This window comes from Paraconexibacter sp. (genome assembly GCF_059438195.1).
This window is the reverse complement of the sequence record NZ_JBLKKY010000016.1, coordinates 50528-69096: the sequence shown is the minus strand read 5'-3', so window position 1 is coordinate 69096 and position 18569 is coordinate 50528. Positions and strand designations below refer to the sequence as shown.

Annotated in this window: 20 protein-coding genes; 11 read left to right on the top strand and 9 right to left on the bottom strand. The window is 71.8% G+C overall.

Annotated features, from left to right (window positions below; genetic code table 11):
• The 5 genes from ACME2J_RS08090 to ACME2J_RS08070 form a co-directional block, all read right to left on the bottom strand.
• Positions 1-946, bottom strand: a 946-nt coding sequence (locus ACME2J_RS08090; protein WP_495544384.1) for an acyl-CoA dehydrogenase family protein, incomplete at its 3' end; no start/stop codon positions are given.
• Positions 947-2116, bottom strand: coding sequence for an acyl-CoA dehydrogenase family protein (locus ACME2J_RS08085; RefSeq protein ID WP_495544383.1), 1170 nt, complete (start codon positions 2114-2116; stop codon positions 947-949).
• On the bottom strand, positions 2113-3765 hold the full coding sequence (locus tag ACME2J_RS08080; RefSeq protein WP_495544382.1) for an AMP-binding protein: 1653 nt from the start codon (positions 3763-3765) through the stop codon (positions 2113-2115). The genes ACME2J_RS08085 and ACME2J_RS08080 overlap by 4 nt, the downstream gene beginning before the upstream one ends.
• A complete protein-coding gene (locus ACME2J_RS08075; protein WP_495544381.1) occupies positions 3762-4739 on the bottom strand; it encodes an alpha/beta hydrolase in 978 nt (325 codons plus the stop codon). Before ACME2J_RS08075 ends, ACME2J_RS08080 begins: the two co-directional genes overlap by 4 nt.
• Positions 4740-4847: 108 nt before the next feature.
• Positions 4848-5720: a helix-turn-helix transcriptional regulator gene (locus tag ACME2J_RS08070; RefSeq protein WP_495544380.1), complete on the bottom strand. Its 873-nt coding sequence runs from the start codon at positions 5718-5720 to the stop codon at positions 4848-4850.
• 118 nt (positions 5721-5838) lie between these two features.
• On the opposite strand from ACME2J_RS08070, the gene ACME2J_RS08065 reads away from it, so the two are divergent.
• From ACME2J_RS08065 to ACME2J_RS08055, 3 genes are read left to right on the top strand one after another with little or no spacing between them, the layout of a single operon-like run.
• Positions 5839-6498 carry a VOC family protein gene (locus tag ACME2J_RS08065; protein WP_495544379.1) on the top strand — a complete coding sequence of 220 codons (660 nt, stop codon included), beginning with the start codon at positions 5839-5841 and terminating at the stop codon, positions 6496-6498.
• 1 nt (position 6499) lies between these two features.
• Positions 6500-7822 (top strand): phytoene desaturase family protein, encoded by a 1323-nt coding sequence (locus ACME2J_RS08060; protein ID WP_495544378.1) that lies wholly within the window; start codon positions 6500-6502, stop codon positions 7820-7822.
• A complete protein-coding gene (locus ACME2J_RS08055) occupies positions 7819-8271 on the top strand; it encodes an Lrp/AsnC family transcriptional regulator (RefSeq protein ID WP_495544377.1) in 453 nt (150 codons plus the stop codon). The genes ACME2J_RS08060 and ACME2J_RS08055 overlap by 4 nt, the downstream gene beginning before the upstream one ends.
• Positions 8272-8304: 33 nt before the next feature.
• On the opposite strand, the gene ACME2J_RS08050 is transcribed toward ACME2J_RS08055, so the two are convergent.
• Positions 8305-9660 (bottom strand): phytoene desaturase family protein, encoded by a 1356-nt coding sequence (locus ACME2J_RS08050; RefSeq protein ID WP_495544376.1) that lies wholly within the window; start codon positions 9658-9660, stop codon positions 8305-8307.
• Positions 9661-9874: 214 nt separating this feature from the next.
• On the opposite strand from ACME2J_RS08050, the gene ACME2J_RS08045 reads away from it, so the two are divergent.
• The 4 genes from ACME2J_RS08045 (at position 9875) to ACME2J_RS08030 (ending at position 11930) form a co-directional block, all read left to right on the top strand.
• Complete coding sequence (locus ACME2J_RS08045; RefSeq protein ID WP_495544375.1) at positions 9875-10648, top strand: hypothetical protein; 774 nt, start codon at positions 9875-9877, stop codon at positions 10646-10648.
• Entirely contained in the window at positions 10645-11277 is a 633-nt protein-coding gene (locus tag ACME2J_RS08040) for a cytochrome c oxidase subunit 3 (protein ID WP_495544374.1), read from the top strand. Before ACME2J_RS08045 ends, ACME2J_RS08040 begins: the two co-directional genes overlap by 4 nt.
• 4 nt (positions 11278-11281) lie before the next feature.
• The gene (locus ACME2J_RS08035) at positions 11282-11560 is read left to right on the top strand and encodes a cytochrome C oxidase subunit IV family protein (protein ID WP_495544373.1); all 279 of its coding nucleotides are present in this window, start codon (positions 11282-11284) and stop codon (positions 11558-11560) included.
• A gap of 112 nt (positions 11561-11672) precedes the next feature.
• Positions 11673-11930, top strand: a complete 258-nt coding sequence (locus ACME2J_RS08030) for a hypothetical protein (RefSeq protein WP_495544372.1) — start codon at positions 11673-11675, stop codon at positions 11928-11930.
• A gap of 115 nt (positions 11931-12045) precedes the next feature.
• On the opposite strand, the gene ACME2J_RS08025 is transcribed toward ACME2J_RS08030, so the two are convergent.
• On the bottom strand, positions 12046-12642 hold the full coding sequence (locus ACME2J_RS08025) for a DUF6448 family protein (protein ID WP_495544371.1): 597 nt from the start codon (positions 12640-12642) through the stop codon (positions 12046-12048).
• A 36-nt stretch (positions 12643-12678) separates the two neighbouring features.
• Positions 12679-13074, bottom strand: a complete 396-nt coding sequence (locus ACME2J_RS08020) for a nuclear transport factor 2 family protein (RefSeq protein WP_495544370.1) — start codon at positions 13072-13074, stop codon at positions 12679-12681.
• Between the two features lie 49 nt (positions 13075-13123).
• Between ACME2J_RS08020 and ACME2J_RS08015 the strand changes: the two genes are divergently transcribed.
• From ACME2J_RS08015 to ACME2J_RS08000, 4 genes are all read left to right on the top strand, one after another.
• Complete coding sequence (locus tag ACME2J_RS08015; RefSeq protein WP_495544369.1) at positions 13124-13726, top strand: TetR/AcrR family transcriptional regulator; 603 nt, start codon at positions 13124-13126, stop codon at positions 13724-13726.
• Between the two features lie 105 nt (positions 13727-13831).
• Positions 13832-15322, top strand: coding sequence for a class I adenylate-forming enzyme family protein (locus ACME2J_RS08010; RefSeq protein ID WP_495544368.1), 1491 nt, complete (start codon positions 13832-13834; stop codon positions 15320-15322).
• 70 nt (positions 15323-15392) lie between these two features.
• Positions 15393-16295: an alpha/beta fold hydrolase gene (locus tag ACME2J_RS08005; RefSeq protein ID WP_495544367.1), complete on the top strand. Its 903-nt coding sequence runs from the start codon at positions 15393-15395 to the stop codon at positions 16293-16295.
• 98 nt (positions 16296-16393) lie between these two features.
• Positions 16394-17323: an alpha/beta fold hydrolase gene (locus ACME2J_RS08000; protein ID WP_495544366.1), complete on the top strand. Its 930-nt coding sequence runs from the start codon at positions 16394-16396 to the stop codon at positions 17321-17323.
• A gap of 63 nt (positions 17324-17386) precedes the next feature.
• On the opposite strand, the gene ACME2J_RS07995 is transcribed toward ACME2J_RS08000, so the two are convergent.
• Positions 17387-18343 (bottom strand): LuxR C-terminal-related transcriptional regulator, encoded by a 957-nt coding sequence (locus ACME2J_RS07995; RefSeq protein WP_495544365.1) that lies wholly within the window; start codon positions 18341-18343, stop codon positions 17387-17389.
• Positions 18344-18569 lie beyond the last annotated feature (226 nt).

Genomic DNA, 18569 nt, shown 5'->3' with positions numbered 1-18569 from the left:
GCGACGCCCGGCCCGCGTGGCTCGCGGCGACGCGCGCACCGTCGTCCGCCCCCGGCAGCCCGGAGTCGATCGCGGCCGCCGCGTGCAAGACGGTGGACCAGCTCGTCTCCTTGAGGACGAGCATGTCCGCGAGGAGGTGGGCGATCGCCTGGAAGCCGCCGATCGGCCGCCCGAACTGCGCGCGCTCCTTCGCGTAGGCGACGGCGATGTCGAGAAGCGCGTTCGCGGCGCCGCAGCCCTCGGCGGCGGTCGAGACGGCGGCGACGCGAAGGGCGACGGCGAGCGCCTCGCCGACGTGCGGACCGCAGATCGCGGCGTCGGACGGCACCTCGACCTCGTCGAGGAGGATCGCGCCCGACTCGCGGCTCGTGTCGAAGCCCGCCTCGGGTTCGAGCCGGAGCCCACTGGCGCCCCGCTCGACGATGAAGACGCCGAGCCCGTCGCCGGTGTCGGCGACGACCGCTATCGCACCGGCGCGCGCGGCGAACGGCACGCAGGTCTTCCGTCCGGTCACGCGCCAGCCGCCCGCGACGGGCCTGGCCCGAGCCTGGAGATTCGCGAGGCTCCAGTCGCAGTGCTCTTCGACGACGGCCGCCGTGCAGACCGGCGCCCCGCCCGCGAGCCCCCGCCCCCAGGTGTGGCGCTGCCCCGCGTCGCCCGTCGTCGCGAGGACGCGGGAGGCGAACGCGGTGTGCTCGGCGAACGGGAGCGGAACCGCGTGCGCCCCGATCTCGGCCGAGACGATCACCGAGCCGACGACGCCGAAGAGGTCGTCGTCGTCGCCGGTCCCGAGCTCGAGCCAGCCGAGCTGCCCGACCCCGCGCCAGAGGTCGCCGATGGCTTCGTCGGTGAGCGCGCCGCGGGAGCTCGGGGGTGCATGCCGGTCGAGGAACCCCGTCGCTGAGTCGCGCAGTGCCGTCTGCTCGGCGTCGAGCTCGAGATCCATCTAACCGCTCCTCGGGAGGCCCAGCAGCCGCTGGGCGATGATGTTCCGCTGGATCTGCGCGCTTCCGCCGTACACGGAGGCGGCGCGCCCGTAGAGGTAGGCGTCGCGGAGGGCCGCCGTCCGGTCGTCGGTGTGCGCGCTCGTCGCCGCGGGGCCGAGAACGGCGAGCGACGCGTGCCCGATCTCCTGCTCGGCCATGCTGAGGAAGAGCTTGTCGACCGAGCTCTCGGGGCCCGGGCCGCTGCGCGCGGCGTCGCGCCCGAGACTCCTCGTCGTGTGGTGGCCGAGGACCTCGACCGCGACGTGCGCCCGCGTGACGGCCGCCGCGACCTCGGGCAGCTCGAGGGCGGGGACACCCGCCCGTGTCACCGACCGCGCCCGCCGGATGAGCCCGTCGAGCTGCACGCGCAGCGTCGCCTGCCGGCTCGCCGCGTAGGTCCCGCGTTCGTGCCCGAGCGTGTGCATGGCGATCGCCCAGCCGCCGTGGAGCTCCCCGAGGAGGTTCTCGCGCGGCACGCGGACGTCGTCGAGGAAGACCTCGCTGAACTCCGGGTCGCCGGAGATGAGCGTGATCGGCCGGATCTCGATGCCGGCCGACTCCATGTCGACGAGGAGATACGAGATGCCCTTGTGCGCAGGCGCGTCGGGGTCGGTGCGCGCGAGCACGGCGCACCAGCGCGAGAACTGCGCGTAGGAGGTCCAGGTCTTCTGGCCGCGCACGACGAAGTGGTCGTCGCGGACCTCCGCCGTCGTCGCGAGCGACGCGAGGTCCGAGCCCGCGCCGGGCTCGGAGAACCCCTGGCACCACAGCTCGTCGGCCGCGAGCAGCGGAGGGAGGAGACGACGACGCTGCTCGTCGGTCCCGTGGGCGATGATCGACGGGCCGACGACGTCGAGCCCGACGAAGCCGGGGAGCTGCGGCGCGCCGGCGAGCGCGAGCGCCTGGCTGACGATGACCTGATCCATCGCGCTCCCGCCCCGGCCGCCGTCCTCGACCGGCCACGAGACGCCGACGAGACGCGCGGCAGCGAGGCGCGCCTGCCACGCGCGGAGCGCCGTGACGCGCTCGGAGAAGTCGACGCCCCCGACGTCCGGCGGCGGGATCTCGGCGAGCGCCGCCTCGACCTCGGCGCGCAGCACGCGCTGGGCGTCGTCGAGCGCGAGCCTCATGCGGACACCGCCTCGTCGGACCGTCCGGTCTCGGCGTCGACCGTCGCCCGGATGCGGGCGCGGAGCTCGAACTTGCGGATCTTGCCGGTCGCGGTGCGCGGCAGCTCGTCGACGAGCTCGAGCCGCTCGGGCAGCTTCTGCTTCGCGAGCTTGTGCGCGAGCAGATGCTCGGCGAGATCGGCGAGCGTCGGGGCCGCGCCGTCCGACGGGACGACATAGGCGCAGGCGCGCTCGACCATCACCGGGTCGGGCATCGCGACGATCGCGACGTCGGCGACGGCAGGGTGCTCGAGGAGGAGGTCCTCGATCTCCTTGCAGCTGATGTTCTCGCCGCCGCGGATGATGAGGTCCTTCTCGCGTCCGGAGATCGTGAGGTACCCGTCGGCGTCGAGCCGGCCGAGGTCGCCGGTGCGGAACCAGCCGTCCTCGTCGACGCTCCGCGCGTTCACCACCGGGTCGAGGTAGCCGAGGAGCTGCTCCGGTCCGCGAACCCGGATCTCGCCGGCCTCGCCCGTCGCCGCCTCCGCGCCGTCCTCGGTGAGGATCCGCAGCTGCGCGCTGCCGATGACGCGGCCGTCGGTCGTCGCGCGCTTCTCGAGCGGGTCGTCGGCGGAGCCGCCGGTCACCGTCGGGAACTCGGTCGACCCGTACACCCGCACCGCGGTGCAGCCGAGCCGCTCGGTCGCGGTGCGGATGAGCTCGGGCGAGACGTCCGCGCCGCCGCAGGCGAAGACACGCAGCGAAGAGACGTCGCTCTCGGCGAGATCGGGGTGGTGGGCGAACTGGTGGAGGAACGGCGTCGCGCCGACCTGGAAGGAGCACCGCTCGCGAGCGATGAGGCGCAGCGCCTCGCCCGGCTCCCAGACGTCCTGGAAGACGACGGGCGCGCCGAGGAGCACCGGGAGGTGGAGCCCGTAGAGGACGCCGGTGATGTGCCCGATCGGCGAGGGCATGAACACGACGTCCCGATCGGTGAGCGAGTACAGGTCGCGGATCGAGCGGTTCTCGTACCCGAGGGTGTTGTGGCTGTGGACAGCACCCTTCGGGTTCGACTCGGTGCCCGAGGTGTAGAGGAGGAGGACCGGATCGTCCGGATCGCAGTGAACCCTCTCCTCCTTCTCGGAGTCGCCGGCGAGGAGGCTCGCGAGGTCCGTGTGCTCGCCGGTGTCCGGGCGGACGACGACGAGGTGCTCGATGTCCTCGACGAGCGAGACGAGCCCGCGGGCCATCGCCGCGAAGTCGAAGCCGCGGAACGTCGAGGGGACGACGAGGACGCGCGGCCGGGCCTGGCGGAGCATGAAGACGAGCTCGCGCTCGCGCAGGATCGGCATGAGCGGGTTGCTCACCGCGCCGATCGCGAGGACGGCGTGGTGGAGGACCGCGGCCTCCCACCAGTTCGGCAGCTGCCAGGCGACGACGTCTCCGCGACCGACGCCCATGCGGCGCAGCGAGGAGGCGAGGCCCCGGACGTGCGCGTCGAGCTCACCGTAGGTGAGCCGCGTCCCGCCGTCGACGATCGCCGTTCCCTCCGGGTCGCGGGCGACGGCGTCCTCGAGCAGCGACGGGAGCGGGCGGTCGTCCCAATCCCCGGAGCGGCGGTGGCGCTCCGCCGCCTCGGGGACGGGAGCGATGTGCGCCCAGCGGCTCACGACGCCGTGGGCACGCTGCCGGGCGCGACCTTGCCGTTGCCGTCAGCGGCCGCCGGAGCCGCCGCGCCGGGGGCGAGGTGCTCGGCGAACCAGCTCGCGGCGTGGCGCCCCGTGACGTTCGTGTCAGCGCGGTCGGAGTAGATGCTCATGTGGCTCACCGCCGGGAGGATCTGCAGCGACTTGTGCGGAGACGGGACCCGGTTGAAGACGTCGATCTCGAGGTCCCAGAGGGTGAGGTTGTCGCCCTCGGCGACGATCATCATCACCGCGGTGTCGAGGATCCGCGGGATGAACGGGTCGACGTTGTAGTTGAGGAGGAGCTCCGCCGACTCGATCGTGTTCCAGTGCTCGTGCAGCGGCGCCTCGGTGCGCTTCAGCTCGAGGAAGACCTCGTTCGTGTGCGGGAACGGCCATGTCGACAGCTCCTCGTGGGGCGTGCGCGTCGTCATCGGCCACGTGCCACCCTCGCCGTCGTAGCGGGCTCGGCGGTCCGCGAGCAGCGCCTCCTCGAAGCGGCGGAACGGCAGCTCGCCGTGCGCCCGCTTCATGTTCATGTAGCCGTCGACGACGGGGACGACGCTCACGACGGCCTTCAGCCGCGGCTCGATCGCGGCGAGGACGAGGACGTGCCCGCCGCTGTAGGAGATGCCGAACGCGCCGATCGCCTCCGGGTCCACGTCGTCCCGACGCTCGACCGCGGTGATCGCGTTCCGGTAGTCCTCGATCTGCATCTGCGGGTCGACGTGCTGGCGGCGGGCGCCGCCGCTCTCGCCGAACCCGCGGTAGTCGAATCCGAGCACCTGGACGCCCTGCGTGTTGATGACGCGAGCGACGTGCGGGAGGACGATCTCCTTCACGTAGCACCACCCGCCGCCGGCGACGACGGTGGGCAGCGGGCCCTCCGCGCCGTCGGGCCGGAACAGGGTCCCGACCAGCGTCTCGCCTTCGCTCTCGAACTCCACGCGCTCTTCCATCGTTCCTCCAGGGACGTTCCGCCGGCCGCTCACCGGCACCGGGCCTTTTCTCGAACGTAGGCGGGCCGTCCGGAGGTGGCGGTGTCTCATCTTGCGACACGCTCCGCGTCACGAGTCGGCGAGCCGCGCCGTGATCGCCGCCGCCTCGACCCGGTTCGCCGCGCCGAGCTTGCGCAGGACGCGCGGCACCCATGCCTTCACCGTCTCGGGCGAGACGACGAGCTGCTCGGCGATCTGCTTGTTCGAAAGCCCGCGCATGATGAGGAGCGCGATCTCCGCCTCGCGGTCGGTGAGCAGGGAGCGCAGGGCTCCCGGCCCGCCCGGACCGGCCGGCGCACGCGGGAAGACCTCGCCGCGACCGCGGTCGGCCGGCAGCGCGATCGGGGAGCGGACGACCTCGTCGAGGAGCGCGTGCGCGGACCCGACGACCTGCCGCAGCTCGGCGTCGACCTCATGGGCACGGGCGCGCAGCACGAGACGCTCGACGCCGATCTCGACGAGGGCCGCGAGGCTCGCGATGACGCCGAGGTCGTCGCCGAGTGCCGACCCGTCCTCGCCCCGGTCCGCGACGACGAGCGCGAGGGCCCGCGTCTCCGGAGCGACCGCGGCGAGGACGGGCGCGGTGAGGCCAAGGGCGGGACCCACCGTCGTCCGATGCCCCGTCCGCGCGCCGATCCACGGCCGACGCACGAGATCGACCTCGACGGTGTCGGGCGCGAGCTCGAGCGGCTGCTGGAGGACGCGCCGTCGGAGGAGGTCGCTCGCCGGCTCCTCGAGCGGGTCCGTCGCGTCGCTCGTGAGCCGCCGTCCGTCGACCCCGAAGACGACCGCCCGCGTGAACTCGTAGCGCTCGCAGGCGAGCGCTGCCGCGCGGGCGAGCAGCTGCCCGACCGTCGTCGCGCCGCGCAGCTCACGGCGCAGTCGCGGCAGCTCGCTCACCCACGCCGGACCGTCCCCCGTCTCGCCTCGTGTCGCGCGCATGTCCTGCGATTGGCGCACGCCCTGTCCGCTCCGGGTTGTCCGACATTGAGACACCGGGTCGACGCTCCGTCTTCGCAAGGTGAGAGGCAGCCATCACGCCACCCTGGAGGAGACGTCCATGACCGGAAGCACGCAAGACGCCACGCTCGAGAGCGAGGTCCTCGACGACAACGGCGTCGCCGTCATCTGCCCGACGCTCAACCACACCGGCAACCAGACGGCGCGCCAGGAGGAGATGCTCCGCTGGTACCGCAACGTGCTCGGCCAGCGCCCGACGCTCGAGGCCGAGCCGCCGGCGACGCCGTTCAAGGGCGTCTGGACGTCGAACGACCACATGCACCACCGCATGGGCTTCTTCGCGATCCCGGGCGTCGAAGGCGACTTCTCCCCGAAGACGCCGGGCGTCATGCACACGGCCTGGGAGTACGACTCGATCGACGACCTCCTCGCGACGTGGGAGCGCCTCCAGGGCCTCTCGATCACGCCGTCGTTCTGCGTCGATCACGGCATCACGTTCGCGTTCTACTTCCACGACCCGGACGGCAACCTCGTCGAGCTGCTCACCGACGCGTTCGGCGACCACGAGCGGTCGAAGGCGTACATGGCCTCGCCGGAGGTCCGCTCGAACCCCCCGGGGATCCCGGTCGATCCCGCGAAGCTCCTCGCCGCGCGTCGCGACGGGATGCCGCTCGAGGAGCTGCACAGCCGCGCCTACGCCGGCGAGATGAAGCCCGACGACCCGGGCGCCGCCGTCAACCTCAAGCTCAACAAGGACTGACATGCGAGCCGACGTCGTCGTCATCGGATCGGGCGTCGGCGGCCTCTGCGCCGCGGCGCTCCTCGCCCGTGCCGGGCGCCGGGTCATCGTCCTGGAGAAGGAGGCGCGGATCGGCGGACGGGCGGGGACCGACCCGCACGACGGCTTCCTCGTCGGCGCGGGCGCGGTCGCGATCGAGCGCCACGGCGCGATGGAGGAGGTCTTCGACGCCGTCGGCGCGCCGTTCGGCGTTCTCGTGCCGGAACGCGGGGTCGTCCTCCGCGTCGGCGGAAAGGACATCGAGACGACCTCGCGCATCGGCGGGCATCTCTACGACCGGGTACTGCGCCCGGCGTTCTCCGCGTCCGCGCGCCGGCTCGAGCGCGAGCGCGAGGCCGACGGCCGCGACCCGTCCCTGCGCGAGTGGCTCGGGCGTCGCACGTCGAACGCCCGATTGCACCGCATCGCGCGCAACATCTCCGCCGGCTTCTACTCGCTCAACAGCGACGAGGTCCCGGCGCGCATCCTCCTGCACTACCTCGCCTCGAAGAGCGCGTTCCGCGAGATCGGGTTCCATCCCGAGGGGACGATCGGGCCCCTGCGCGCGCTCGCACGTTCGGTCGAGCGGGACGGCGGCGAGGTCCGCGTCGGGACGACGGTCGAGTCGATCGTCGTCGAGGACGGGCGCGCGGTCGCCGTCACCTCGCGCAGCGACGACGGGACAGTGCGGATCGACTGCTCGCACGTCGTCTGCAACGCCGGGCCTGAGGTAGCCGTGGACCTCTGCGGCCACGACGTCGTGCCCGCTGACTACGCGGACGAGGTTCGGCGGCGCGTCGTGAACGCGCCGATGTTCTCGATCAACTTCGCAAGCCGTCGCCCGCTCACCGGCGAGAGCGCGATCCTCTTCTTCGCCGACACCGAGCGCGTGTGCGCGGTGTCACACGTGACGAGCGTGAGCCCGGGCATGGCGCCGCCCGGGTGGTACCTGCACGTCGCGAACGCCGTCCCCGTTCCCGCCCTCGGCGCCTTCGACGAGGAGGTCGAGCGCACACGGGCCCTCGACGAGCTCGCGACGCACCTCGACGGGTTCCGCGACGCGACGCTGCTCTCGGCCCCGCTCGAGTGGCCGGTGAAGGTCCTGCCCGGCGACGAGCTGCCACCGACGACCCCGATCACGGGTCTCTGGAACGTCGGCGACGCGGCGCGCGGCTACGCGGAGATCGGCATGCAGGGCTGCGCCGCGAGCGCGCTCGACGTCGCCCGCAGAGTCCTCGCCGCGCCCCGCGCCGCCGACCTCGCCTCGCGGGCGACACCGGAACCGGTCGGGACTTCCCTGCCATGACCCATCCGCCGCTCGACGAGGTCGACCGAGCGATCGTCGACCTCCTCGTGCGCGACGGCCGGCGCACGATCCGCGACATCGCGAAGCAGGTCTGCCTCTCCCCCGCCCCGGTCCAGCGACGGGTGCAGCGCCTCGAGCGCTCCGGCGTCATCGCCGGCTACACGGCGATCGTCCGCCACGACAGGGTCGGCCCCTGCCTCGAGGCGTTCACCGAGCTGCGCTACGCCGGCGACGTCGACATCGACGACATCTTCCGGTCGCTGACCGACGAGCCGGAGGTCCTCGCCGTCTACACGACGGCCGGGAGCGCTGACGCCCTCGTCCAGCTGCGGGTGCGCGACGCGGCGCATCTGCAGGACGTCATCAACCGGCTGCGCCGGCGCGGCCGGGTCACCGACACGAGGACGAGGATCGTCCTCGAGCGCCGCGAGGGCGCGATGTCCTCCTGAGAACGGCTCGCATCCCCTCCCGAGGGCGTTCGCTCAGGACGCCTCCGCGGCGACCCGGATCGCACGACCACCAACCGCTCGCCGGTGGCCGGCCCGCAGGACCCGGCGCGCGACTTCCTGCCCGTTGGCCGCGCTGGCCTGGAGTCCGAGATCCGCGAAGGCCCGCGTGGAGTCACCGACGTTCCACAGGTTCGCGATCGGCGTCGCCGAGTCGAGCTCCTGGCCGGCCCGCACGAGCTGGGCCCAGCGGATCGGCGCGGCGATGATGCGCGCGTCGTCGAAGCCGTCGAGCTCGCGTCGCAGCTCGGCCATCGTCGTCGCGAGCTCGGCCTCCGCGTCGTAGTCGCCGAGCGCCGGGATCGGCACCGCGAAGGCCTGGTAGAGCTCCCAGCCCTCGGGAGCCGACTCCGGGCAGACCGACGTGATGTGCGCCAACGCGCACAGGCGCGTCGTATCGCCGAAGAAGATGAGCCCTGCGTCGGCGTCGAGCAGGCGGGCGCGGCTCGCGATGTGGATGTTGAACATCGGCGCGGCGACGACCCGCTCGCGGACGAGCGCCACGTAGTCGGCGGGAAACGCCTCCTCGCCGCACAGCGCCACCGCGACGTCGGGCCCAGCGCTGCAGACGACGTGCTCGCACGCCACGCGCACCTCCTCGCCGTCACGGCGGACCACGACCTCGCTGACGCACCCGTCGTCACCCAGCGTCAGGCCGACCGCCGGACTCGACAGCCAGACGTCGCCGCCGTCGCGCTGAACAGCCCGCGCGAGGTCGCGCATCGGGCCGATCGTCCCGTACGGGCCGAATCCGAACCGACGGAATCCGCTCTTGTGCACGAGGTAGTGGAACATCACACGCGCCGGCAGCTCGTCGTGGTTGACGGCGTAGAAGCCCGCCGAGAGATTGCGGAAGAGCTGGTGGACGGTCGCGTTGGACGTGTACCGGCCAACCCATTCCGCGAGGGTCGGCTCTGGGCCATCGGCCTTCGATCCCGCGCGCGAGAGGCGCTGCAGAAGCGCGCCCCCGCGACGCATGACGCCGTCGAGCAGCAGGCGGCCGAGCAGGTTGTCGGTGCGCAACGTGCGGCCCTTGATGCGCAGGACGACGCCGCCTGGCGGCTGGCGCACGTCGAACGGCGCTCCGACGGCGCGGAACACGTCCTCCATCGGGCCGCCGAGCTCGATGCCGACCGCGCCGGTGTTCACCAGGAAGCCGTCGATCTCTTCCGTGGAGCCCCGGCCGCCGACGCGGTCCTCGCTCTCCACCACGAGCACGCTCTTGCCGGCGTGGGCGAGCAGCGCGGCGGTCGAGAGCCCCGCGATCCCGGCGCCGACGACGACGACGTCGCGATGCTCGCTGTCGGCGGACCTCGGTGGTTCTTCACGCATCAGCCACTCCCTTCGGACGTCGGCCCACGAGCGGCCGGACGCTCGGGAACCTAAGGTCGCGCCTGCTCGCGCGCATGTCTCATGTTGGGACACAGGCCCGGATGGGGGGCACGTAGCGTCGGACCAGGCTCGCACCGCGAGATCCAGGTCGATCTGACGGAGGCACTTCGTGGCGTTCAGGGTTCAACAGGCATGCGCGGCAACCGGATTCGGAATGCTGCTGCTCTTCTTCGCGGGCTTCTTCCTCTCCGGCTTCATCTCACCACCCGACCCCCAGGCCTCCGCGGAGGCGATCGCCCGGATGTTCGAGGAGGATCGCACGGCCATCCGGATCGGCCTGTATCTCTGCGCCATCGGTGCGGCGCTGCTGGTGCCGTTCGCCGTCGCCTTCTTCCGGCAGCTGCAGCGCGGGGAAGGTCGTCAGTCACCGCTGCCCTGGGTGTGGCTCCTCTCCTGCACGCTCTTCTCGCTCGAGTTCCTGTACCTCATCTTCTTCTGGCAGGTCGCCGCGTTCCGCGAGGATCTGCCGGCGGAGACCGTTCGCATGCTGAACGACCTGGCGTGGGTGCCCTTCGTCGCCCTCGTCTCGACCGCCGTCGTCCTGGTCGGCGCTCTGGCGCTGTCGATGCTCAGCGACCGGCGCGCGAATCCCGTCTTCCCGCGTTGGCTCGGCTACTTCAACCTGTGGGTCACGTTCATGTTCACGCCAGGAAGCCTCTGCGTGTTCTTCAAGGACGGCCCGTTCGCGTACAACGGCCTGCTCGCGTGGTACGTCCCTGTCACGGTGTTCGGAGTCTTCTTGATCCTCAACACCGTCTACCTGCTGCGCGCGGTCGGTCGAGAGCACGAGGAGGAGCCGTCAGAGGCCTTCGATGAGAGGGGCGCTCCTGTTGAGATCGAGGACCTCGCGCGCGAGCTCGAGGATCTGCGTCGGGAGCTCGGACGTGAGCGCGAGCCCGTCGGCGCGACGGCGGTCGAGCACGGATGAACGTCCTCCACTCGACAGCGGCTCCGCCGGAGCCCGCGATCGGTGACGTCCTCGAAGGCCGCCTCGACACGCGCGAGCGCCGCATCCCGGGCGAGGTCGGGACGTGGATCTTCGTCTTCGGCGACTTCCTCGTCTTCGGCCTCCTGTTCGGCGTCTTCCTCTACTACCGGGGTGAGGACCCGACGCTGTTCAACCTGTCGCAGTCCGAGCTGCATCGGTCGTTCGGGGCGGTCAACACCCTCCTGCTGCTGACGAGCTCGCTGTTCGTGCTGAGCGCCGTGGAGGCGGTGCGGCGTCGCCAGGACAGGCTCGCGCGCCGCATGCTCGTCCTCGCCCTCGGGTGCGCCGCGATCTTCTTGGCGAACAAGGGGTTGGAGTGGGGCATGTTGCTCTCCGACGGGCACACGCCCGCGGCGAACGACTACTACATGTACTTCTTCATCATGACGGGCCTGCACGCCTTCCACGTCGTGCTCGGCTGCGTTGCGCTCTGCGCGATCTACGTGCTGTCACGCAGGGAGCAGATGACCCGGAACGAGTTCGCCTTCGTGGAGGGCGGGGCCTGCTTCTGGCATCTCGTCGATCTCCTGTGGGTCGTCCTGTTCGCGCTGCTCTACCTCATGCACTGAACCAATGGCCGCCGACCTGCGATCGATCCTCCTCCGCTGGCCGAGCGTCGTCTGGCTCGTTCTCATCCTCGCGTCGGTGATGTCGTGGGTGCTCGGAACTCAACACGGCCTCGCCGACGCTGAGGCCGCGACCACGATCGTCCTCGTGGTGACCTTCATCAAGGTGCGCCTGATCGGGATCCACTTCATGGAGCTCAAGGAGGCCGTGCTGCCGCTGCGCCTCACCTTCGAGACGTTGTGCGTCGTGGTCGGCGTGATGGTGCTCGTGCTCTACCACGCGTGACCCGCTCGGGATCACCACCTGACCGCATGCGCGACCTCGCGACCGACCGGGGCTCGGAGAGCTGATCGCGGGAGGCCGCGTAAGACGGCGGGGCGGTGGCCGTTGTGCGGGCATGACCATCACACGCACCATCCGCACCGGGCTCGCCGTCGTCGCCGTCGCCGCCGGGCTCGCCTCCACCACGACCCCCGCCGTCGCCTTCCAGTCCGCGGGCTCCTTCAGCACCCAGGGCCAAGATCGCCAGGTCGCCTGGGACCACGACGCCTGGAAGAAGTGCTGGGCGACGACCTACGCGCAGTGGCGCGAGGACGGCGCGAGCCCCAACGTCGCGTCGACCGCCGCCGACCTCACGTGCGGCGAGGCGCCCTGAGCGCGCCATTCGCCGCCCGCCTCTTTGCACCTTGACGGTCAGATCTGGCTGTCGAGGTGCAAAGTGCGGGGCGGTGGCGACCGGACCTCTGGCAATCGCTCGAGCCCGGCAGAGGTCAACCGGCGTGCGCGTGCTCGTGCTCGTGCGCGGTCTCGCTCGTCGCCTGGTAGAGCCCGTGGCTCCAGACCTGGAGGTCGAGCATCGCGCTGACGTAGGCGCGGTCGGCGTCGAGCGAGCCGTCCGCATGAGCCTTGCGCTCCATGACCTCGGCGAAGCGCGCGCGCAGCTCCTCCTCGACCCGCTGGGTGAGCAGCTCGACGAGCCGTTCAGGGGAGCCGGTCTCGATCGCCTGCTCTGCGATGGGGATCACCGGTCCATGGTCGAGCCCGGCCGGCTTGAGCCCGGTGTACGGGGCGCCCTCCCCGGCACGGTGCACGCGCACGACGGTCTCGAAGAGATGCAGGTCCGCCACTTCGCGGACCGCGGGGCCCTGATCGCGGATGCGGATGGCGGCGTCGAACGCCTGCCGCACCTCCTCTTCGCCGTCCTGGGAGACGTAAGCGAGGGCGATATCGACGTCGCCGGCGTCGAGCGCCTGTCTGGCGGCCGTGACGACCGGCCCGTCGAGTGAGTCGCAGTGCGGCGGCACGGGATCACCACCATGGTCGGGGTCGTGAACCCCCACCGTGGCGTCTGCGCGGCTCACTGCCATCCGTGATTCGCCGCAGGAACCCTCTCGGCGGCGGTCCTACGCCGACGCGAGAGCGCCGGCGACCGCCGGCAGGTCCCAGAAGGCGCGCAGGCGGACGATCGCTCCCGTCGGCCCGATGCCGTAGTGGAACGCGCCGTCGTAGCTCGCCGTCACGCCATTCGGAGCGACGATCTCCACCCTGCCGATGAGCATGGCCTCGCCGTCGGTCTCCCAGCACGGGGCGGTGTCGAAGCGCACCGACGCGAGTCCGGCGACGCCCGCATCCCAGAACGCGGCGAGCGCGTCACGGCCGGCGAGCGGCGGCGCGTGCCCGACGGGGTCCTCGACCCGGCAGTCGCTGTCGAAGCAGGCGAGCCAGTCCTCGCGCCGTCCGTCCTCGACCGCCCGCTGCGCACGGCGGGCCGTCGCTGCTGGTGTCGTCTCTGCGGTCATGCATGCCCCCGATCAGTGCGTTACAGGCTGTAACGTTACACTATGTCACGTGCCTGACCACCGACATGGCGGAGCCCGCGCGGCGATCCTCGACGCGACGCTCGCGCTGCTCGCCGACGAGACCGGCACCTCGGCCGGGCTCGCAGAGATCGCGTCGCGCGCCGGATACTCGCGCCAGGCGGTCTACCGTCACTTCGGCTCACGCGCGGGCCTGCTCGGCGCCGCGCTCGCCGAGATCGACGAGCGCGCGGGCGCCGCCGAGGCCGTCGCGTCCATCCGCGACGCCGGGGACCCGCACGCGGAGGTCGCCGCCCTCGTCCGCTGGTGGGCCGGCTACGTCGAGAGCTTCGCCGGCGTCGCCCGTCGCGTCTACCCCGAGCGCACCGTCGACCCGGACGTCGCCGCCGCGTGGGAGGGCCGCATGGACGCGCTCATGGACGTGTGCCGGCTCGTGGTGGGCGACTGCGCCCGCGCCGGATCGCTGCACCCCCGGATGAGCAGGCGATCGGCGACGGAGACGCTCTGGGGACTGCTCTCCATCCCCCTGTGGGACCAGCTGCGCACCGATCGCGGATGGTCCCGCGGCCAGTACGCCGACCGGATGACCCACGTCGCGCACGCGGCGCTGCTCGCCCCAGCCTCCTCGCGCTAGAGCCGGCGAGCACCCGCCGAGGTTGTCGCCCGGGTTCCCAGGACCCGGCGCGGGTTGTGGTCCGTCCCCAAGCGCGCGGGCCCCGTGCGCCCGTAGCGTGAGGCCATGAGCAATCTCGCCGACTTCCTGCGCGCCCAGGCCGCCGCGAACGCCGATCGCCCGTTCGTCCGCTTCCGCGACGAGCGCCAGACCTTCGCCGAGTTCGACGCCGTCACCGACCGCGTCGCGGCGGGGCTCGCCGCCTCGGGAGTGAAGCCCGGCGAGGTCGTCTCGGTCTTCCTGCCCAACCACCTCCGGTTCCTCGAGGCGTGGTGGGGCATCCTCAAGGCCGGCGCGGTGTTCGGCCCGGTCAACCCGGCCTTCACCCGGTCCGAGGCCGAGTTCGTCATCGGCCACTCCGAGGCGGTCGCCGTGGTGACGGACGCCTCCGGCGCCGAGCGCGTCCCCGACGGCATCCGCGTGTACTCGATCGACGACGGGACCTTCGACGAGCTGCGGGCGTGCACCGACGCGCCGCCGACCGTCACGCGCACGCCCGACGACCTCGCGCACATCCTCTACACGTCGGGGACGACGGGGCAGCCGAAGGGCGCGATGCTCACCCACGGCAACGTCCTCGCGAACACCTGGCAGACCGCGGAGCTCGTCCCGCTCGCGCCCGGGGACCGCCTCGGGATGATCCTCCCGCTGTTCCACGCCAACGCGCAGATCGCGACGACGCTCATCCCGCTCATGATCGGGTGCGAGATCGTCATGTGGGACGGCTTCTCCGCCGGCAAGTTCTGGGACATGGTGGAGGAGCACGAGCCGGTCTCGATCTCGGCGGTCCCGACGATCCTGTCGGCGCTGCTCAACACCGCCGGCGACCGCGACCTCTCGACCACGTCGCTGCGCTACGTCATCTGCGGCGCGGCGCCCCTCTCCGAGGAGATGCTCCGCGTCTTCCAGGACCGCTTCGGCATCCGCATCCTCGAGGGCTACGGCCTCACCGAGACGACCTGCGTCGCCTCCATCAACCCCTACTACGGCACCCAGAAGCCCGGGTCGATCGGCCTGCCGCTCCGCGGCCAGCAGATGGAGATCCGCGGCGAGAACGGCACTCCCCTCCCTCCGGGCGAGCGCGGCGAGATCTGCATCAAGGGGCCGAACGTCATGCCCGGCTACTTCAAGAACGAGGAGAGCACCGCCGAGTCGCTGCGCGACGGCTGGCTGCACACCGGCGACGTGGGCATGGTCGACGAGGACGGCTACTTCTTCATCGTCGACCGCACGAAGGACATGATCATCCGCGGCGGCGAGAACATCTACCCCCGCGAGATCGAGGAGGTCCTCTACCGCTACGACGGCGTGCTCGAAGCCGCGGTCATCGGCGTCCCCGACGAGCACCGCGGCGAGGAGGTCCTCGCGATCGTCGTCCCGAAGGACGGCGTCGACCTCGACGCCGACGCCGTCCTCGAGTTCACGCGGGAGCAGCTCGCGCGGTTCAAGCACCCGCGGGAGGTCGTCGTGAAGGACGAGCTGCCGAAGACCCCGACGGGCAAGATCTCGAAGCCGCCGCTGCGCGAGGAGTACGGGCACTGGGCGGCGAAGCGGTAGGGCGGACCTGGCGCTGCACCGAGCCGAGGCCCCAGCGGGCGGCCTCCCCATCCGAGGGTAGGGTCGGGCCATGCTCACCGCGCGCACCCGCATCAGCGTCCCGCCGCCCGAGCCGGAGTCGATGGGCTTCGGCACGCTGGCCCGGCAGCGAGCCTCGCTGTCCTGCGGAGAGGTCGCCTACCTGCGCCACGGCAGCGGCCCGCCCCTCCTGCTCGTCCACGGCATCCCGACCAGCAGCCGCCTGTGGGAGCCGCTGCTGGGCGACCTCGGCACGCGCTTCGACTGCATCGTCCCAGACCTCCTCGGACTCGGGGAGTCCTTGCCGGCGCCGGGAGCCGACGTGGCGAGCCCGGGCCAGGCCGACATGTTCGCCGAGCTGCTCGACGGCCTCGGCGTCACGGACCACCTCCTGGCCCTGCACGACCAGGGCGGTGCGCACGGCCAGCAGTACCTCGTCCGCCACGGCGAGCGGGTCCGCGCGATGGCGCTCTGCGACGTCGCCTGCTTCGACAACTGGCCGGTGCCCGTCGTGGACCTGCTCATGGGCGCCTCCCGCGTGCCGGCGGTGATGGGCGTCCTGTCCAACGCGCTGCGTCCCTGGCTGTTCCCCTTCTCGTCGACCACCGTGCGCCGCCGCATCCCCGACGCGCTGTTCGACGACTGGGTCGCTCCGCTGCGCGCGGGCGGCCGGCGGCTCGAGGGCTGGTGCTCCTACACCCGGTCGCAGGACAACCGCTGGACGAGGGACGCGGTCCCGGCGCTCCGCGCCTTCGACCGCCCGGCCAAGGTCATCTGGGCGGCCGAGGACCGGTTCGTGCCGCCGTCGTGGGGACAGCGGCTCGCCGACGAGGTCCCCGGCGCCCGCGGCGAGGTCACGCTCCTGCCCTTCGCCGGGCACTTCTTCCACGCCGAGGTGCCCCGCACCGCCGCACGCGTGCTGCTGGACTTCTTCGGCCAGGCCGTCGACACGTGACCGACCGCGTGGGATGTGCCTGCTCGTCCCGGGCAAGCACTCGGTCGCCGTCCGCGCACGGCGCGGTTCAGACATCGCCGGGTGTTAGCGTCCCTCCCATGGTGGACCTGGGAGAGACATTCGACGGCACGTTCCCCTTCGACCCGCATGTCAGCACGGCCCCCGGGTTCCGCATGCACTACGTCGACGAAGGCGCCGACTCGGGGGGACCGCCCGTGGTCTGCCTGCACGGGGAGCCGACCTGGGGCTACCTGTATCGCAACTTCATCCCGCCGCTCTCGCGGACCAACCGCGTGGTCGTGCCCGACCACATGGGGTTCGGCAAGAGCGAGACGCCGCAGGACCGCGAGTACACGCTCCGCACCCATGTCGAGAACCTCACCGCGCTGCTCGACGAGCTCGAGCTGACCGACATCACCTTCGTCGCGCAGGACTGGGGCGGTCCCATCGCCTGCGCCTACACCGCCCAGCATCCCGAGCGGGTGCAGCGGCTGTGTCTGATGAACACGCTCTCCTTGCTGGGGAGCGTCGCCGCCGGGGGCGAGGACCTCCAGCACCTCATGGGCTCGCGCTGGTTTCGCTGGATCGACGAGGGCTATGAGTCGGGCCGCACCGAGTCCGTGCTCGGCAACCTCGGAAGCACCGTGCTCGACGTCATGAAGATCATGAACTTCGAGAACTCGGCCGTGATCGACGACACGTGGATCCGGGCGTACTCGGCGCCGTTCCCGACGCCGGAGTCGTGCAAGGGCGGGATCGCCTTCCCGCTCGACGCCTACCTCAACCGCATGGCGGACTACGTGGTCGAGATCCTCCCGGGCATCGACGATCTCAAGGCCAAGCCGGCGATGTTCGCCACGGGCATGAAGGACCAGGCCGTCCCGCCCGGGATCGCGATCAAGGACTTCCGCGCGATGTGGCCGGCGGGGCCGCTCGTGGAGCTCGCCGATGCCGGCCACTTCTGCCAGGAGGACGCGCCGGAGACGCTGGTGGCGCTGATCCAGCAGTTCATGCAGATGACGTCCTGAGACAGGCGCACGCCCCCCGGTCGTCGGCGAGCCTCCAGCTCCCGCGCCGGCCTCCCCGTCCCCTCAGCGTCCGGCGTCCTGCGCCACGAGGCGCAGGTAGCGTGAGACCGCCTCGGCCCGGTTGGAGGCCCGCAGCTTGCGCAGCACGTGCTTGACGTGCGACTTGGCGGTCCCGTGGGCGATCACCAGCTGCTGAGCGATCTCGGCGTTGGTGGCGCCCGTTCCCATGAGGGCGAGCACCTCCCGCTCGCGTCGCGTCAGCAGCGACTCGAGCTGCGAATGGGCCGACAGCTCCGGCGCGACCATGCGCGCAGCGGCGGTGACCGCCGCGCGGCCGGTTCGCTGCCCGCCGGCCACGATCGCCACGCCGCTGGCCGACAGCTCGTCGAGTACCGACGACGTCGATGCCAGCATCTGCTTGACGTGCGCGCGCTGGGCCTCCACGCGCTCCATCAGCGTGGCGCGCTCGACCGCCCACGCGAAGCCCTCGGCGAACGCCCACAGCAGGTCGCGATCGACGGCGTCCACGGGCCGCCCGGTGACCCCTCGGTCGGCGTGCACGAAGCCGATCACGTTGGCTTCGAAGACGACCGGCGCGGCGACGTAGGACGTGGTGCCGAACTCGCGCACGAAGGGCTTGAAGGTGCGGGCGTCCTCGACCGCGTCGTGGACGATCGCCGGCGCCCGGCGACGCAGCATCTCGGTCTCGATGACCATCCTGGTGAGCGGCAGCGGCTGCGCGCTGGCGAAGTCGAGCAGCTGCGCGGCACGCTCGGCGTCCCCCTCGACGTGGACCCCGGTCGCGACGAGCGTGGAGTCCTCGACCCGGAAGACCACGCAACGCTCGACGCCGCAGCTGCGACACAGCTCCGCCGGCGCGAGCTCGAGCAGGCGCTGCATCGTCGTCGCCGCGTGCAGGTGCGTGAGCCCCTCCTGCACCGACATCAGGCCGTGCAGCCGGCGCTGCGCTCCGTGCTCGCGCAGCTCCCGCTGGCAGCGGTACATGCCGGCGATGAGCATCGTGGTCGCCTCGACCGGGTGCCTGGAGCCGGGCGCGTTGAGGTGGTCGAACAGCGCGTCGACGCCGGACTCCAGCAGTCGTGCGACGGCATCGGGATCCGTCCCGTCCACGGGCTCGGCGAACGCCGGGTCGCCGGTCAGCGTCGCGGCCTGTCGCAGCAGCGCCCGAGCGGACTCCAGCGGCTCGCGGCACCCGCGGTCGCGACGTGCTCGCACGGTGCGCCGG